The 16216-nt window shown below is 38.9% G+C and carries 16 protein-coding genes; all 16 read right to left on the bottom strand.

Annotated features, from left to right (window positions below; translation table 11 throughout):
* Positions 1 to 131: 131 nt before the first annotated feature.
* Entirely contained in the window at positions 132 to 1169 is a 1038-nt protein-coding gene (locus tag GOM46_RS02555) for a prephenate dehydratase (protein ID WP_235083917.1), read from the bottom strand.
* Positions 1162 to 2610, bottom strand: a complete 1449-nt coding sequence (locus GOM46_RS02550; protein WP_414930184.1) for an O-antigen polysaccharide polymerase Wzy family protein — start codon at positions 2608 to 2610, stop codon at positions 1162 to 1164. The genes GOM46_RS02555 and GOM46_RS02550 overlap by 8 nt, the downstream gene beginning before the upstream one ends.
* A gap of 33 nt (positions 2611 to 2643) precedes the next feature.
* Positions 2644 to 3630 (bottom strand): glycosyltransferase family 2 protein, encoded by a 987-nt coding sequence (locus GOM46_RS02545; protein ID WP_235083915.1) that lies wholly within the window; start codon positions 3628 to 3630, stop codon positions 2644 to 2646.
* 1 nt (position 3631) lies between these two features.
* Entirely contained in the window at positions 3632 to 4735 is a 1104-nt protein-coding gene (locus tag GOM46_RS02540; protein WP_235083914.1) for a glycosyltransferase, read from the bottom strand.
* Positions 4725 to 5561: a LicD family protein gene (locus GOM46_RS02535; protein ID WP_235083913.1), complete on the bottom strand. Its 837-nt coding sequence runs from the start codon at positions 5559 to 5561 to the stop codon at positions 4725 to 4727. The genes GOM46_RS02540 and GOM46_RS02535 overlap by 11 nt, the downstream gene beginning before the upstream one ends.
* Positions 5562 to 5704: 143 nt before the next feature.
* Positions 5705 to 7033: an LCP family protein gene (locus GOM46_RS02530; protein ID WP_235083912.1), complete on the bottom strand. Its 1329-nt coding sequence runs from the start codon at positions 7031 to 7033 to the stop codon at positions 5705 to 5707.
* Entirely contained in the window at positions 7030 to 7878 is an 849-nt protein-coding gene (gene pheA / locus GOM46_RS02525; RefSeq protein ID WP_235083911.1) for a prephenate dehydratase, read from the bottom strand. Before pheA ends, GOM46_RS02530 begins: the two co-directional genes overlap by 4 nt.
* On the bottom strand, positions 7875 to 8351 hold the full coding sequence (locus tag GOM46_RS02520) for a shikimate kinase (RefSeq protein WP_235083910.1): 477 nt from the start codon (positions 8349 to 8351) through the stop codon (positions 7875 to 7877). Before GOM46_RS02520 ends, pheA begins: the two co-directional genes overlap by 4 nt.
* Positions 8344 to 9627 carry a 3-phosphoshikimate 1-carboxyvinyltransferase gene (gene aroA, locus GOM46_RS02515; protein ID WP_235083909.1) on the bottom strand — a complete coding sequence of 428 codons (1284 nt, stop codon included), beginning with the start codon at positions 9625 to 9627 and terminating at the stop codon, positions 8344 to 8346. Before aroA ends, GOM46_RS02520 begins: the two co-directional genes overlap by 8 nt.
* 89 nt (positions 9628 to 9716) lie before the next feature.
* Positions 9717 to 10055 (bottom strand): YlbF/YmcA family competence regulator, encoded by a 339-nt coding sequence (locus tag GOM46_RS02510; protein WP_235083908.1) that lies wholly within the window; start codon positions 10053 to 10055, stop codon positions 9717 to 9719.
* Between the two features lie 11 nt (positions 10056 to 10066).
* Positions 10067 to 11170 (bottom strand): prephenate dehydrogenase, encoded by a 1104-nt coding sequence (locus GOM46_RS02505; protein ID WP_235083907.1) that lies wholly within the window; start codon positions 11168 to 11170, stop codon positions 10067 to 10069.
* Positions 11171 to 11179: 9 nt separating this feature from the next.
* A complete protein-coding gene (gene aroC / locus GOM46_RS02500; RefSeq protein ID WP_235083906.1) occupies positions 11180 to 12346 on the bottom strand; it encodes a chorismate synthase in 1167 nt (388 codons plus the stop codon).
* 9 nt (positions 12347 to 12355) lie between these two features.
* The gene (aroB, locus tag GOM46_RS02495; protein ID WP_235083905.1) at positions 12356 to 13423 is read right to left on the bottom strand and encodes a 3-dehydroquinate synthase; all 1068 of its coding nucleotides are present in this window, start codon (positions 13421 to 13423) and stop codon (positions 12356 to 12358) included.
* A gap of 18 nt (positions 13424 to 13441) precedes the next feature.
* Positions 13442 to 14296: a shikimate dehydrogenase gene (locus GOM46_RS02490; protein WP_235083904.1), complete on the bottom strand. Its 855-nt coding sequence runs from the start codon at positions 14294 to 14296 to the stop codon at positions 13442 to 13444.
* Positions 14286 to 14963, bottom strand: a complete 678-nt coding sequence (aroD, locus tag GOM46_RS02485) for a type I 3-dehydroquinate dehydratase (RefSeq protein ID WP_235083903.1) — start codon at positions 14961 to 14963, stop codon at positions 14286 to 14288. Before aroD ends, GOM46_RS02490 begins: the two co-directional genes overlap by 11 nt.
* Complete coding sequence (locus GOM46_RS02480; RefSeq protein ID WP_235083902.1) at positions 14960 to 16123, bottom strand: class I SAM-dependent rRNA methyltransferase; 1164 nt, start codon at positions 16121 to 16123, stop codon at positions 14960 to 14962. Before GOM46_RS02480 ends, aroD begins: the two co-directional genes overlap by 4 nt.
* Between the last annotated feature and the right edge of the window lie 93 nt (positions 16124 to 16216).

Below are 16216 nucleotides of genomic sequence, written 5' to 3'. Positions count from 1 at the left end.
TATATCATAAACTTAGTTAAAAAGCCTACTTAGCTTAAAATCCTATATCTTACTCGATGATTATCGGTGAAAAAAAGAGGAACCTTCAGTCCTCTTTTTCTGTATTCTTAATTTTTTCTTGATGATTGATATTAGAGCGCAAAAGCAATAACACCTAAAACAGAACGATTGAGATTTCTCACTTCTTGCAAACTTTCTTCAAATTTCTTATAGCGAGTGACACCATATTCTTCTACAAATAGTACATTCTCAAATGCTAAAAGTTCTTTGACATTCTGCAAATTAACAAACTGAACTCCTTCAAGATTCAACTTGTATTCTGACTTCAATTTATTCAAGATATGATTATCTGAACTTACAATTGCTAATGGTTGGCCTTGGCACATATAACTTAGGAGTTCAGAAAGATTTTCAACAGTGGTAATAGTTGAAACGAAATCTACTTGATAAGCAGAAAAATCACCTGCACGATTGATAGTTGGATTAAAGAGATATACTAGGATATTTGCTAAAATAACTAAGACTACACAGAGGACACCAATAATCACTAAGCGTAAGATAAGGTTTTTCAAGTTAAATCCAAGCGCAACTTCTCCATTCGGAGTCAATTCTGTAGAGTTAACTGTTTCAAGTTTTTCAATTTTAACATCTGTAAAAGTAGACTTAAACTTATCAATCAAAGAGTCAAATTTGCTTTCAAGGAAATCATTTACTTCCTTACTTGGAGTTAAAATTTTAACAGTTACACCTGCATCATCAATTAATGGATTGATCGTTAATTTTTTTGTCCAATAGTCACTTGCAGAATTTTTTAATGCTGTTTCTGTTGTATCTAAATCATTTGCGATTTCTTTCATTTTATTAGAATCAACATCATTGAAAAGAAAAGCACCGTTTAGATTACCATCAATTAGTTTTGCATAGAAGTCACTATAGCCACCAACTTGATGATTCAAAATTGTTTTTGATGATTCAGCTGGAGCAGTTATCTTATAAGTAATATAAGTTGAATAGCTAGTAGAATCTTTGACTGTATTTTTATTTTTAACAGCTTTTAAAGTAAATGGTACAGCTATGAGAGCAAATAAGACTAGTAAAGCTAATAAATTCACTTTACGTTTTTTATAAAGATTTGCAAACAAATCAGCTACAGAATAATGTTCAAACATGTATTTCCCCTTTTTTAATTAAGTGATGATTTTCTTTTGTAAGCATTTTTGCCACGAAAATGATAATAAGAACAATTCCCCAGAATTGCATTGTAAAAAGATTAAAGAAACTTTCTGAGAAGCTACTTCTAGGCATAAAGAATAAATTATTCAAGATTAACAAAGATAAAGCAAATAGGATTGGTCTTGAGCGATAAGCTACTTGTAGCATAGCTATAAAGAGCATACCAAGTAACAAACTTAGTAGAAATAGTCCCAACATACCATAATCAGTATACAATTCCATGATGTAACTACTTCCAATCCCATGCCCTTTTAAGTATTCTTTATTTAAAACGAGATAGGACAGATTATGGGCGTAACTATTACTGTCAATCGCTAGTTCGATACTATTTGTCGTATGTTCAAATGGTTTAGCACCGAAGATGATTCCGATACTACCTCTTGCAAAATAGTCGACAATCGGACCAAAAGTGAAATTTCGGAAGTCTCTATAAGGAAGACTACTATTGTACAAGAATCCTCTGGCTAAAACTCCAAAACTCGTTCCTTGTTTATAAATGAAATCGAGTAATAGATCAAAAACTCCACTATGGGACACTTGAGCATTATCACGAACATAGTTTAGTGCTCCCATCGCAAGCATGAGAACCGGTGTCCCAAGATAAATGGCTATTTTTTCTTTGAAACCAATCCATTTACCTTTCTCCGTTTGTTCACGCATAAAGTAGTATACAAAGGCGAAAATCAAACTTAGAATGAAGGGATTTCTGGTACCAATCACTAAGTGGATTAAGTTAGCTGTGATAAAAGCTACTAATACCATTGTCGCATGTGACTTTTTAGGTTTTGTCGCTAGGTACACACACATAGCATAAACTGTGAAAGTCGACAAGATATAAGTAAAGTAGGGCAGTTGACTTTCAAAATTTGCATAATAATTGTAATAAGAAGTTTGCAAACGGAATAGCAAGCGCTCAAATAGTCTAAGGAAATAAAAAGGATAGGTAAGCAAAAATACACTCAATGAAACAAATCGCAAATTTTTTACATAATTGACATTTGATTTTTTTTCCACTCTTACATCAGTTTTGCTGTTTCGAGTAAGATAATAACTTGCTATAAAGCCACCTACTGTCAGTCCTAAAATGGATACGATAACAACTAAGAAAGCAAATCGATAAGCAATCGGTTGATAGGTATCTAGTGCTCCATTCCTGAAATAATCAATAGTAGGTCTAGAAACTAAAAATATAAAAATTGTAATAAAGAATATAAAGTGAATCAAATAATATTTGATATTATTCCAGCAAAGTAACAGACTACTAATTAAAAGTAAAAGTAAAGTTGTCAGTAGTCCAACGTTATTACTGGTGAACAAATAAGCAAAACCGCTTATTATGGTTATGATATAACTAAAAATTGTAACAGTTAGCAACATTCGTTTGCCATCAATCATCTCTACCCTCCTTTTCTAATTAATTTTTTTCGATTGCTCAATATTTTTGAACAATAATATTCTATACAATCTTACATTTACAAATAGTGCTAAAGCACTAATACGTCTTCCTTTTCTAAAAATGGTATTTTTAAAAATCGCAAAGGCATGTTTTTTCAAATAACGATAAATTCTTGGATAGTCTTTAAACTCTTTGAAATTATCATCTAAGAGCATCTTATCTAAAATAAAGAAATGCGCATATGCAAGTCTAAAGAAAGCTACTTCTGTTAAGCTTGGATAGTCTTTAACCACTTCATTATAAAATTTTTGATAAATATCAATGTAGGCTAAATCTTTTTCCGCATATGGTTTGGTAGTAATACTGTCTCCTCGGTGGAAATAGTAATAGTATGGTTTGGTATTCACAACATACTTTTTAGCTACTTTAATGAGATCAAAATGATAATAGGCATCTTCATAAATCAAGCCCTTTGGAAAACTTAACTGCGTAGCAATCTCTTTCTTGATGAGTTTGTTACAAATAGTACCAGGTATTTTCTCACCGATTAAATATTCTCTAAGGAATGTTTCCGTATCACATACAAAATAATCATCCTTGTTTTCAGTTTGGGGACTCTCACTATTGGCATAGACATTCATAACCCCACAGCTGGAAACGTCAGCATCTTCTTTGATTAATTGTTGATATAAGCTAGCAATCATTTCAGGATGAATATAATCATCCGAATCTATAAAAATAACATAGTCCCCGTGCGCTTGCTTCAATCCATCATTTCGAGCTTGAGATAAGCCTTCATTTTCTTTGTGATAGACCAAAACTCTTTCATCTTGCTCAGCAATTTGTTCACACAAGCGACCACTTTCATCTGTCGCCCCATCATCAACAAGAATAATTTCGAGATTTTTATAGGTTTGTTGCTGAATGGATGCTATTGATTTTTCAAGGTATTGCGCCACATTATAGACTGGAACAATGACACTAATTAATGCAGTTTCCATGCTACTCCTCTATTAGTTTTTCTACTTGTTCAATTTGTTTAGCAATTGTAAACTGTTGAATAAATTGGCTAGCTTCATTAACATCAAAGCTTGATACACCTGTCATGTAGTTATCGATCGCTTGAGCTGCTTCTTGATTACTATCAATGACTTTACCAAATCGACCTTCCTGAGATAATTCTTCTGCTCCGCCAACCTCGGTAGACACAAAGGGGACCCCTAGACTCAAGGCCTCAACATAGACCCCAGGAAAACCTTCCTGTTTGGACATGGATAATAGGACTTTCATATGAGAGAGATACTGATAAGGGTTCTTTTGATAGCTTAAAAAATGAATGTAGTCTTCAAGTTGGTATTCTAGCACTCTTTTTTTCAATTCACTTTCCATCTCTCCAGCACCTATAAAGTAGAGGTGATATTTCTTACCTTGTTGGTGCAACAGTCGTATAACTTCTACTACTCGGTCAGAACCTTTATTTTCCTCAATACGTCCAATGGTACAGATACTTTGAGGAGCTATGTCTATTGCTACTTTCTCTTTTGATTTTTCTAAAATACTTTCAAAATCATAACCATTATAGACTGTAGTCAATTTCTGTGAGTATTCTGGATAAACTTCTCTGATAGAATTGCTGGTTTTCTTTGAAATCCCCACAATCGTATCAGCAGCATCCAATTGTCGTCTATGAGATTCACGCTTTGATCTAACTGTTAAGAATTCTTCAATACTTCCATGAATCCAAGAAATCTTCTTCACTTCTTTTCGTTTAGAAAATAAAAGAGGAGGATTCATGATTGTAAAGGAAACCTCTACATCATATTGATCTTTTACAAGTAAACGTCTTGTAAGTCTCGGAAAATAAATTCTCAATCTCCATAAAAGCGCTCTTAACCATCTTGGTTGGCGATAATCTTGAAAAGCTTTTAAAATTTTTACATTTTCAGGAACAGATTCGTATCCTTTATCAAAATGTTCCATTTCAAGAATGTCAATATCATACTTTTCCGGATCTAAGTTTGAAACAATCGTTGAAAGGATTTTTTCTGCACCTCCACCTAGAGAGAAGGACCACATAAAAAATAGAATTTTCTTCTTATCCACCATATTCTCCCTTATAATCTGTATAGCTTTTATCCATATCTGCTATAATGGCATCGTGGTGAGGCACTTGTTTTTCTGCTGGTGGTGGTGTCATATAATCACCAAAAGCTGTACTGAGATAGGCATCATACCCAACTGGAATAGGCATCTCTGTCCCTTCAAATGGTAGAAAAATACTATCTTCAAAGGCTTGAATTGGGTATTTCTTCTTCATGTATCCTGGACCTGAGCATAATTCTGTGATACCATCACTTTCTGCTGGTCCATACTTGGTCATTTCTTTCTCAGCTTTTTTCCAGATACGATAACGTAGTGATTTAGAAGTTAATCCTAATAAAATCGTACTGCCCCATTTCATGAGAGCTCCATGTTTTTCTGGAATGGTTTGTGCACAGAAGAGGGAATAAATCAAAGCCCAACGGACCTGTTTCTTGCGCTCTGTTGGATTTTTAGGGTAGTGGTCCAAGGGAAGAACATCCAAGGCCAAGCCGTGCGGAAGGTCCAAGTCCTGTTGATAGGGCTTGATGCATGTTGTTTCCTTGTCTCGAATCGTGATAAAGAGATTGCGATCGACAAAGTTTTTATCACTCTTTGATAGGAAATATCGCTCATCCGCGTATTGAGGCCATAACTCAGCTAATTTTTCATAATCCTTGCGCGGCATAAAGAAATCTAAGTCATCATCCCAGGGGATAAACCCTTTATGTCGTAAAGCTCCAATCGCTCCTCCACCACACAAATAACAGAGCAAGCCATGTTCTTTACAAAAGGCCACAAAATATTCAGCCATCTCTAAACTACGAGCTTGAATTGCCTTTAAATCACTCATCCCATTCTCTTCCTCTTCTATAGAATTACATTATTTCATTATACCATAAAAATGGTCAAAAAATCCATCTGATTATGTGAAAAATCAAAGCCTGAAGCACCTATTTTATTAGATGTTTCAAGCTTTGATTGATTTGTTAGCTATTATCTAAATCCCATTTGAGCTAGCTTGTTCTGATAAGCTTTCTGATCTACTCGAAGGGCTTGGCCTCCATAGACATCGTAGTCGTCTACCCAGTCTCCAAGCTCTGGTATTGTTAGTTTTTCAACACCATTTTGACCTCCTTCAAGGACAGACAAACCATTAGTCAATAAGAAAGTATATGGAATGTTGGTAGACGTCATAGCGAATACTTTACCAAGTGCTTCTGATCCTGTGAAAAGTTTTGTAGGATCCTTTATCTGCTGTAAAATAGCAGTTATGACTTGTTGCTGTCTACGAGTTCGTCCATAATCTCCTTCATCATCATCACGGAAGCGTGCATAGTTGAGAAGTGTTGAACCGTTCATTTGTTGCGTCCCAACTTTAATAGTCTGTGTAGGTGATTCGGTTTCTGTCGCATGCAAATCATCCCCAACTGTAGCTTCTGTAACTGGAACACCGTTTAGGGTTGAAAATTGAGCATCAATGGTCACGCCGTCAGGGAAAAGCGTATCAATGGCAGTCGCAAAGGCTTGGAAATCGACAAGGGCATAGTATTTGATATCCAAGTCAAAATTATCTTTTAGGACCTTACGGACCATTTCAGCTCCTTGTTTTCCTTCTTGCTCACCTAATTCGTAGGCCAGGTTCAACTTATGGTCTGCTTGTTTTTGACCGTTAATAACTTGGCTATAGCCATCGATATAAACTAGGTTATCTCGCATAAAACTAACCAGCTTAAGCTTCTTATCTTTACCACTAACATTCAGAACCATGATAGAATCCGTCCGTGTTTCTGAACTATTCTGTCCGATACGGCCATCTGTTCCCAAAATAAGAATATTGACACCATCTCGGGTATCCTGCCCATTGAAAACTTCAACCTGTGCGGCTTTGGCATCTTTCGGTCCATTTGAGCTATTTGGATTCGCTGATTGGAATCCCTTTAAGAACATGAAAATCATTCCAACCGCCGCACAAATCAAAAGCATTCCTAACCATGCGAGAATACGTTTGATTCGAAAAACTCTTTTTTTCTTAGGTTTCTTTTGCTTTGGAAGCTTAGCTTTTGGTTGGGGTTGGCCAGTACGACGACTTGCACGACTACGATTTGTATAACTAGGTAGGCCTATGTTAGATTCAGTAATTTCTTGATAGGCTACATCATCTGCCTCTTCTGTTACAACTGGACGTACGTTTTGTTGACCATCTAATTTAGCTTGCAAAAAAGCAAACTCTCTTCTTTCCTTTTCATTGAGATAATGAATATTTTTCAAGAGATAGTCATAACGTAATTTTTCATGGTGTGTCAGAGGATTTTCTCTAGTCATTCCTTCTCCTTCCCTTTATCCTGTATGGTATAGATAGGGTAAGCTCCAAGTATTTTATACTGGATACCAATCGTTTCTAATTCTTTTTGAGCAAAATAGACCAATTCTTTATCAGCATAGTCCACATCAATGATAAAAAAGTACTCACCTAGTGCTGTCTTTAGGGGGCGACTCTCAATCTTAGTCAGGTCAATCCCGCGCCAAGCAAAGGTAGAAAGTGCCTTATATAAGGCTCCTGGTAGATTATCCGGCAAGGTCAAGGCCAGGCTCATCTTTTCAGAACTTGCTTTCAAAGGGATTTGTGGTAAGTTAGGCCCCAAAACCCAAAAGCGAGTGAAATTGGCTTCCATCTCTTGAATATCTTGAGCAACCAGTTTTAATCCATATTCCTCAGCAGAGCTTTTTGGAGCAATGGCTGCAAATGGTTGATCAGGATGCTCAGAAACATATCGCGCAGCATAGGCTGTACTGGCCGTTACTTCTAATTGAGCATCTGGATAATGCTCATCGATAAATTTCTTCCCTTGGGCCAAGGCCTGTGGGTGAGAAAAGATTTTCTCAATTTTAGATTGCCCTGGCACTGCCATCAACTGTTGATGGATTGGCTGCACAATCTCAGCCACTGCTTGAATCCGAGCCTGGTGGAAGAGATAGTCCAAGGTCTCATGAACACTACCTTCAATGGAATTTTCAACCGGCACTACTGAATAGTCTGCTAATCCCTGTTCATAGGCCTTGATAACATCCGTAATATTTGAAAAAGGCTCTAGTTCCTCATGAGGAAAAGCCGTCTGCACCACATGGTGCGAAAAAGATCCTTTAGGGCCTAGATAGGCAATTTTCATCTCAGTTCCTCTATAATTTCCTCTGGGCTTAAGCTTGATACATCTACAATCTTATTTGCTACTTCTTCATACCAAGCCTGTCTTTCATCAAAAATCGCAGCTAAATCTTCCTTGCTATTGTTTAAAAATAGCGGACGTTGATTGTCCTTATCAGCTGAAATTCGCTGGTAAAGGGTCTCAAAATCTGCTTTTAGATAAATGTTGTCGGAATTTTCCTTCAGCAAGTCACGATTTCGAGGAGAAATGACTATTCCTCCACCTGTGGAGATAACTTGATCTGTCTTTAGCAAATCAGCCAAAACTTCTTCTTCTACTTGACGGAAGGCTGCTTCTCCTTTTTCTTCAAAGAAACGAGCAATCGACATCCCCAGTCGTTCTTCCAGCATGGCATCCATGTCTACGAAGTCAGGATCTAATCCTCTAGCGATGGTAGATTTTCCTGCACCCATAAAACCTAGTAAAACCTTAGCCATGGATCAAGGTCTCCAAATCATCAAAGAAGCTTGGGTAGCTAGTATTAATAGCTTCTGCACGATCCAATTCGACCTCTCCATCTGCAACTAAAAGAGCTGCAATGGCTGTCATCATGCCGATACGGTGGTCACCAAATGTATTGACTCTGGCTCCATGAAGAGCAGATTTTCCTTTGATAATCATTCCGTCTGCTGTAGGAGTAATAGCTGCCCCCATGTTATTTAAAGCATCAGCAACAACTTGAATACGGTCAGTTTCTTTAACCTTAAGTTCCTCTGCATCTTTGATAACCGTTTGCCCTTGAGCTTGGGTAGCAAGGAGCGCGATAATTGGTAATTCATCAATTAAACGCGGAATCAAAGCTCCACCAATCTCGGTTCCTTTGAGGTCTGAAGTTTCGACAGTCAAGGTTGCAGACTTAGCAATTGGATCAATATCAGTAATGTCCAATTTACCACCCATAGCACGGATAACATCGATAATACCTGTTCGTGTTTCATTAATACCAACATTCTTGAGCACCACTCGAGAATTTGGAACAATCAAACCAGCTACTAACCAGAAAGCTGCACTCGAAATATCTCCTGGAACGATAACCTTTTGTCCACTTAGTTTCTGTGGTCCCTGGACAGTGATTTTCTTACCATCGACACTCAAGTCTCCTCCAAATTGACGTAACATATCTTCTGTATGATTACGAGTGCACTCCTTTTCAATGATGACTGACTGACCCCGAGCCTGCAATGCTGCAAAAATCAAAGCTGACTTAACTTGAGCAGAGGCAATCGGCAATTCATAATGAATAGGTCTTAATTTTGTTGTCCCTTTTAAGTATAAGGGTGGCAAGTCTCGTTCTGTTTGGCCATAAATAGTAACACCCATTTCTTTCAAAGGGAGAGTCACACGGTCCATCGGACGTTTGGAAAGACTGTCATCCCCAAACATCTCCACTTCAAAGTCTGCACCAGCAAGGGCACCTGAAATCAAACGAATAGAGGTCCCAGAATTCCCCATATCTAGAGCATTTTGAGGAACTTTCAAACCATCCATACCGACACCTTGAATGGTAACGACACCGTCCTTGTCCTCAATCTCAACGCCGAGGTCGCGAAAAACTTGCATAGTTGACAAAACATCCTCACCACGTAAGATATCATAAACCTTGGTCTCGCCCTCAGCTAAGCTCCCAAAAATGATAGAGCGATGACTGATGGACTTATCCCCTGGTACGCGAATACTACCATTCAAATGCCTAACGTTTGTTTTTAACTTCATACTAGACCTCATACTGACAATACTTTTTCTTATTTTATCATAAAAAGTCAGAAATTTCTTAAAAATTCCTGACTTTATGAGGTAAATTCTTATTTTAGAAGTTCTGAAATTGGTTCAAAGACAATTTTTTCAATATCAGAAAGGTAGATAGAAAGTTGTTGCTGTTTTGCAAAGAATTCTGACAAGAGAGCGTTGCCCTGAATCAACTTGCCAAAGCTTTCCATTTTTTCTTGGAAAGAAGCGTCTGGCATTTGACCAGTTTGAGCCATGATTTGGATTTCATGCTGAAAAGCAATATAATCCGCAAAGATTTTGCTTGCTTCTGCATCTGCTTGGATGGCATCTCTAGCTTCTTTAACCGCTTTGTATTCAGGCAACTCACGTAGTCCACGACTAAGTTCATTTGCACTATCATAAATATTTGACATGATTGTCCTCCTTATTTTATTACGACTGTGTAGTCAGTATTTTCTGTAATGACTTGCTCAGCACGTTTTAAATCCTGAGCATTCTTAAAGGAAATTTGCAGAATTCCGTGAACGTCTTCACGGTTTTCCTCATTGATATGGATATTGACCAAGGAAGTTCCTCTTAGCAATTCCAAGATGCGCAAGATGACGTTTTCCTCATCGGGAACGTCTACATAAAGGTCAAATGAGCTATCTACACCGCCACGTTTATGGATTTCCATAGCTTGACGTTGTTCACGCGCTTGATTAAAAAAGTTCCAGATTTGGTTTTCGTCACCCTTACTAATAGCTTGTCCAACCTCGTCTAAACGTCGCTTGAAATCCTCAATACGCTCAATGATGGTCTCTCGATTGGATAAGAGGATAGAAGTCCACATTCCTGGCTCACTTTCGGCAATCCGAGTCATATCCCTGAAACCACCTGCCGCAAAACGTCGTGCCATCTCATGTTCTTCAGCATAACTGGCAGTTTGTTCCATCAATCCTGATGCTAAGATATGCGGAAAATGACTGATCTGAGAAGTCACTCGGTCATGCTCTGTAGCATCAATTTCAATGAAACGAGCGTGCAGACCTGACAGCAAGCCCTTCATTTCTTCGAGCGTATCCTGGGTTGTTAAGCTCGAAGGCGTAAAGATATAGTAGGCATTTTCAAAAAGATTAACATCGGCAGAAGCTGCTCCTGTCTTATGACTCCCTGCCATAGGATGAGCCCCTACAAAGCGAACAGGCTTATCTGCAAAACACTTCTCAGCTGTAGCCACGATAGCTGATTTGGTCGACCCAGCATCAGAAATAATGACGCCTTCTTTTAGTTTCAAAGTTGCCAATTCTTGTAAAAAAGCAATAGTTTGCTTGATTGGCAAGGTAAGAATGATGACATCTGCAAGTGGAGCAAAACTAGCAAAATTATCCGTCGCACGGTCGATCATTCCTCGCTCCAAGGCAATATCTCTGGACGCCTGACTACGATTGTATCCCAAAATCTCATAATCAGGATGATCTCGTTTGATTCCCAGTGCCATTGAAGCACCAATCAAACCAAGCCCTGCGATATAGATGGTTTTTGCCATAAGAACTCCTTAATAATTCTTTGTATACTCCCGATGTTTTGTAACAGCTTCTTTTAATTCTTCCAGATTATCTGAAGAGAATTTCTCAAGGATTTCTTGAGCCAAGACCGTTGCTACTACTGCCTCCATAACGACGCCTGCTGCTGGAAGAGCAGTCGGATCACTTCTCTCTACTGTTGCTTTATAAGGCTCATGGGTTTCAATATCAACGCTCATCAATGGTTTATAGAGAGTTGGAATTGGTTTCATAACCCCACGAACAATAATCGGTTGGCCATTGGTCATACCACCTTCGAAACCACCAAGATTATTAGTACGACGAGTATAGCCATCTTCTGGTGACCAGAGGATTTCATCCATGACCTGGCTCCCCTTGAGATAACCTGCTTTAAAGCCTAGTCCAAACTCCACTCCCTTAAAGGCATTGATTGAAACAACTGCTTGAGCTAATCTTGCATCTAGTTTGCGGTCCCATTGAACATAAGAACCCAGACCAACCGGAACACCACCGACAACCGTTTCAACAACACCACCGATGGTATCTCCATCGCGTTTGATTTGGTCAATATAGTCCTTGATCTCCTGCTCACGTTCTTGGTTAACGATAGAAACTTCTGACTGGGCAGCTAGTTTTTTGATCTCTGCAACTGTTAAGTTTTCTGGAACATCAATTTCCTTACCACCAAAGACAACAACATGGTTAGCAATTTCAATATCAAGCTCAGCCAATAGACGTTTAGCCACCGCCCCAACTGCCACCCGCATTGTCGTTTCACGAGCAGATGAACGTTCCAGGGAATTTCGCAAATCATCAAAGCGGTATTTGATGCCTCCTACCAAGTCAGCGTGACCTGGGCGAGGATGAGTGATTTTTCGTTTACTTTTAAGTTTGTCTTCAATATCCTCGGCAGACATGATATCTAGCCATTTTTGATGATCCTTATTGATGACATCCATGGTAATTGGAGCACCTGTCGTTTTACCATGGCGAACGCCAGAAGTGAAGACAACTTGATCACTCTCAATCTTCATGCGTCCACCACGACCGTAACCACCTTGGCGACGTTTGAGATCCTCATTGATATCCTCGGCAGTCAAAGGAAGACCTGCTGGAATTCCTTCAATAATCGCTGTCAAACGAGGGCCATGTGATTCTCCTGCTGTTAAATATCTCATACATTCTCCTTATTTTACCAAGTAATCTTTCATTTCTTCGAGTGAGACGGGGTGAATAGTGGCTGAACCAAGTTCTGGTACCAATACTAATTTCATGGTGTTACCACGCGCTTTTTTATCATGAGTCAAGGCCTGATAAACCTTATCAACATCCCAGTTTTCATAATCAACAGGAAGGCCAAATTTCTGACACATTTCTCGGATAGACTGAGTGATCCCAGCTGGCATGAGGCCTTTTCCCTCTGCTACTTTGGAGACCTGTACCATTCCCATCGCTACTGCCTCACCATGCATGACACTTCCATAACCAGCAGTCGCTTCGATAGCATGGCCAATGGTGTGACCAAAATTGAGATACAGACGAATACCATTGTCCAATTCATCCTCGACTACCATCTTGCGCTTGACCTGGCAAGAATGCTCAATCAAACTTTCTGAATGCTCCAAAATACTCTCTACGGAACCATCCATTTCAGATAACAAGTCCCAGAGTTCCGGGTCTTCGATTAAGCCATACTTGATGACTTCACCCATTCCTTCAATCAACTCTCGTTTACCCAAGGTTTCAAGAACGGTTGGATCAATCAAAACGCCGTCTGGCTGGGCAAAAGTTCCTACCATATTCTTGGCAAAAGGAGTATTCACTCCTGTCTTACCACCGATTGAAGAATCGACTTGAGCAGTCAAACTGGTCGGAATTTGAACAAAGTGAATACCGCGCATGTAAGTTGAGGCTACAAAGCCAGCCAAATCACCAACAACTCCACCACCTAGAGCTACGATACCATCGCTACGAGTCAAGTCTTGCTTAACTAGAAATTCATAAGCCTTTTGAACCGTGGTTAGATTTTTTCGCTCTTCACCCTCTAGGAAGTCAAAAACTGCCACTTGAAAACCAGCATCCTCTAGGATCAATTTTACTTTTTCTGCATAGAGAGAAGCCACATGGTTATCGGTAATGATAACGACTTTTTGCGGTTGCCAAAGTTCCCGCAACCATTTTCCTGCTTGAGACAAGCATCCTTTTTCAATCTGAATATCATAGGGATGGTGGGGAAGGTCTATTTTGATTTTCATAGCAGTTCTCCTCTTTCTTTATTGATACTTTTGTTTTAATAATTCCCAGATTTGATCTGTTGGCATTTCCTTTCCGGTCCATAACTGAAAAGCTTCAGCTGCTTGGTAAAGTAACATGCCTAGGCCATTAACAGCGTGATTTCCCTGGCTCCTTGCCCACTTTAGAAATGGTGTTTCAAAGGGTTGATAAATCACATCTGCTACCAATAGCTTCTCTGGTAAAACAATGCTTGTTGGGATTGGCTGAAATGCCCCATCCATCCCCACACTGGTCGCATTGACCAAGAGTTCCGCTTTTCGAATGTTCTCTTGGAGCTCTTGAGCATCCTCTAAGGCAAACAAATCTACTCTAAATCCTGTTTCATGCTGTAGCTTCTCTAAGTAAGGTTGTGTTTTTCCCATTGAAGCCGATCGTACAAAGACAGAAACCTGACTGACCCCATCTAAGATTGCCTGCGCCAAAATTGCTTTAGCTGCACCACCTGCCCCTAACAGAACCATTCTTTTTCCAGATATTTTAAAAGAAGGCAAGCTCTTAAAGAATCCCTTGCCATCTGTGTTATATCCAATTAAAGTTCCCTCTCGATTCACAACCGTATTGACAGCACCAATCAAACGAGCTTCTTCACTCAATTGATCCAGATAAGGAATGACCTGCTCCTTGTAGGGCATAGAAAGATTAATTCCAAACATCTGATAACGACGAATATTGGCAACTGTTTCTGCCAAGTCAGTTCCTTCTACCTCCCAAGCAAGATAAACCCCATTGGTATTGGTTGCCTCAAAAGCTGTATTGTGAATGAAGGGAGAAATGGAGTGTTTAATGGGATTTGCGACTACAGCTGCTAAACTTGTGTAGCCATCAATCTTCATTTAGTATCTCCCGAATTTTTTTCATGCTAGAAAGTGAAATCTGTCCTGGAGCACTGGCTTCGTCCAGACTCGCAAAAGACCAGCTAGAACCCGTCACATCTGAAGTGATACGAGAAACCTTACCCATTTTCCCCATAGAAATCGTCACATATTCTTGTTCTGGGTTCAATGTTTTAAAGCCACGTGTAAAGTTCATCAAATCCAATACATCTTGTTCTGTATGAGCCATAACCGCGATTTTTACAACTTTAGGATTTAAACTTGTCAACTCAGACAAGATTTCCATTAGATTTTCCGGTGTTTCTTGGAAATTATGATAGCTTAAGACCAGGTTTGGAAATTCTAACATCTCCTCAAAAACATCTCTATAACTAAAATACTCAAAATCAATATAATCTGGTTGATAAAGCTGGGCTACTTCCTTGATAATTTGAACATATTCTTCTGACGAGAGTTCAATTTGACCACCCTCAGCACGAGTACGCAAGGTAAAAACAAGCTCACGACCCGCGAATTTTTCAAAAATAGCGGGTGCTACCTGCAAAATAGCTTCCTTTGGTAAGAAGTCAGCTCGCCACTCAATGATATCAGCATCATGGTAGCGCATCGCATCAATAGCCTGAGCCTCCTCTAAACTTCTTGGCATTACGGAAACAATTAATTTCATTTACTAACCTTCATGGTAATCACTTTGAGGTAATTACTACTTTCATCTTTTTCGTTGTAGACAAAGTCTGCTGGAAGTCCATATTTATTTAAAATCTGGTACTTTCTTCCTGCAAATCCTTTGTTGATTTGTTCTGTGAATTTTTGACGAGAAACATTAGCCGCATTGGTACTAGCGATAATGATTCCACCGGGGGTTAAAATCTCTAGGCTTTGGGAAATCAACTTGTGATAATCCTTCGCTACAGAGAAGGTTTGTTTTTTATTTCGGGCAAAGCTAGGCGGATCCAGAACAATCACGTCGTAGCTCAACCCCTTCCTCTTAGCATATTTAAAGTATTCAAAGACATCCATGACAATCAATCGATGATGATCAAGACTCAGTCCATTAGCATGAAAATGAGCTTCTGATAGTTCTCTCGAACGCTTGGCTAGATCCACAGAAGTCGTTTCACTGGCACCTCCCATGGCTGCAGCAACTGAGAAAGCGGCTGTATAGGAAAACATATTGAGTAAGGATTTCCCCATAGCTAGACCATCAACCAGGCTCCCACGAACTTCATGCTGATCCAAGAAAATCCCTGTCATAAGGCCGTCGTTCATAAAGACTTGGTACAAGACTCCATTTTCAAGAACAGTGAAAAAATCAGCTGCTTCTTGACCATAGACGTGAGCAGAATCATAATCCAAACCTTTAAAACGAATTTTTTCATAGGCACCTAGGACTTCTGGAAACACCTGAGCAAAGGCAGCTATAATTTCTTGACGAAGGCTATAGATATAGGAGTTATACCAAGAAAAAACAACATAATCTCCATAAAGATCCAGTGTCATGCCACCAAATCCATCGCCTTCTTGATTAAACAAACGAAAGGCAGTTGTCAACTCATCTTGATAGTAGTTAGCGCGTCTTTGTTTGGCTTTTTTAAACAAACTTTCAAAAAAAGATCGGTCAAAAGAAACTTTCTGGTTAGATACAAACCAACCAATCCCCTTGTTTTGACTGGATAAATAAGCCTTTCCTAAAAATTCTTTGCTTTGGCTGAAAAGTTCAACTTCCTGATCAGTTTCAGATAGCTCTGGAAAATCAATCTCTTCCAAAACCATCTGACCTTTATTCAGCTTTTTTTCGACACGCCGGCTGACGAATACTTTTTTCATAGATACAATTATATCAAATTTGTTGAAATTTCACAAAACAGAAACTGGTTTTCTACATTGATTTCATAGGAAAGATGGCCCTTTATCCTTCAT

It is taken from the genome of Streptococcus infantis, from assembly GCF_021497965.1.
In the GTDB taxonomy this organism is placed as follows: Bacteria; Bacillota; Bacilli; order Lactobacillales; family Streptococcaceae; genus Streptococcus; species Streptococcus infantis_B.
The sequence above is the reverse complement of the archived record's forward strand: the minus strand, read 5'-3'. Positions and strand labels throughout refer to the sequence as shown.

Bases quoted from the DNA above. Each gene is read 5' to 3' on its own strand.
- GOM46_RS02555 (WP_235083917.1), bottom strand. From the start codon at position 1,169: ATGTTTGAACATTATTCTGTAGCTGATTTGTTTGCAAATCTTTATAAA.
- GOM46_RS02550 (WP_414930184.1), bottom strand. From the start codon at position 2,610: ATGTTGCTAACTGTTACAATTTTTAGTTATATCATAACCATAATAAGC.
- GOM46_RS02545 (WP_235083915.1), bottom strand. From the start codon at position 3,630: ATGGAAACTGCATTAATTAGTGTCATTGTTCCAGTCTATAATGTGGCG.
- GOM46_RS02540 (WP_235083914.1), bottom strand. From the start codon at position 4,735: ATGGTGGATAAGAAGAAAATTCTATTTTTTATGTGGTCCTTCTCTCTA.
- GOM46_RS02535 (WP_235083913.1), bottom strand. From the start codon at position 5,561: ATGAGTGATTTAAAGGCAATTCAAGCTCGTAGTTTAGAGATGGCTGAA.
- GOM46_RS02530 (WP_235083912.1), bottom strand. From the start codon at position 7,033: ATGACTAGAGAAAATCCTCTGACACACCATGAAAAATTACGTTATGAC.
- pheA (WP_235083911.1), bottom strand. From the start codon at position 7,878: ATGAAAATTGCCTATCTAGGCCCTAAAGGATCTTTTTCGCACCATGTG.
- GOM46_RS02520 (WP_235083910.1), bottom strand. From the start codon at position 8,351: ATGGCTAAGGTTTTACTAGGTTTTATGGGTGCAGGAAAATCTACCATC.
- aroA (WP_235083909.1), bottom strand. From the start codon at position 9,627: ATGAAGTTAAAAACAAACGTTAGGCATTTGAATGGTAGTATTCGCGTA.
- GOM46_RS02510 (WP_235083908.1), bottom strand. From the start codon at position 10,055: ATGTCAAATATTTATGATAGTGCAAATGAACTTAGTCGTGGACTACGT.
- GOM46_RS02505 (WP_235083907.1), bottom strand. From the start codon at position 11,170: ATGGCAAAAACCATCTATATCGCAGGGCTTGGTTTGATTGGTGCTTCA.
- aroC (WP_235083906.1), bottom strand. From the start codon at position 12,346: ATGAGATATTTAACAGCAGGAGAATCACATGGCCCTCGTTTGACAGCG.
- aroB (WP_235083905.1), bottom strand. From the start codon at position 13,423: ATGAAAATCAAAATAGACCTTCCCCACCATCCCTATGATATTCAGATT.
- GOM46_RS02490 (WP_235083904.1), bottom strand. From the start codon at position 14,296: ATGAAGATTGATGGCTACACAAGTTTAGCAGCTGTAGTCGCAAATCCC.
- aroD (WP_235083903.1), bottom strand. From the start codon at position 14,963: ATGAAATTAATTGTTTCCGTAATGCCAAGAAGTTTAGAGGAGGCTCAG.
- GOM46_RS02480 (WP_235083902.1), bottom strand. From the start codon at position 16,123: ATGAAAAAAGTATTCGTCAGCCGGCGTGTCGAAAAAAAGCTGAATAAA.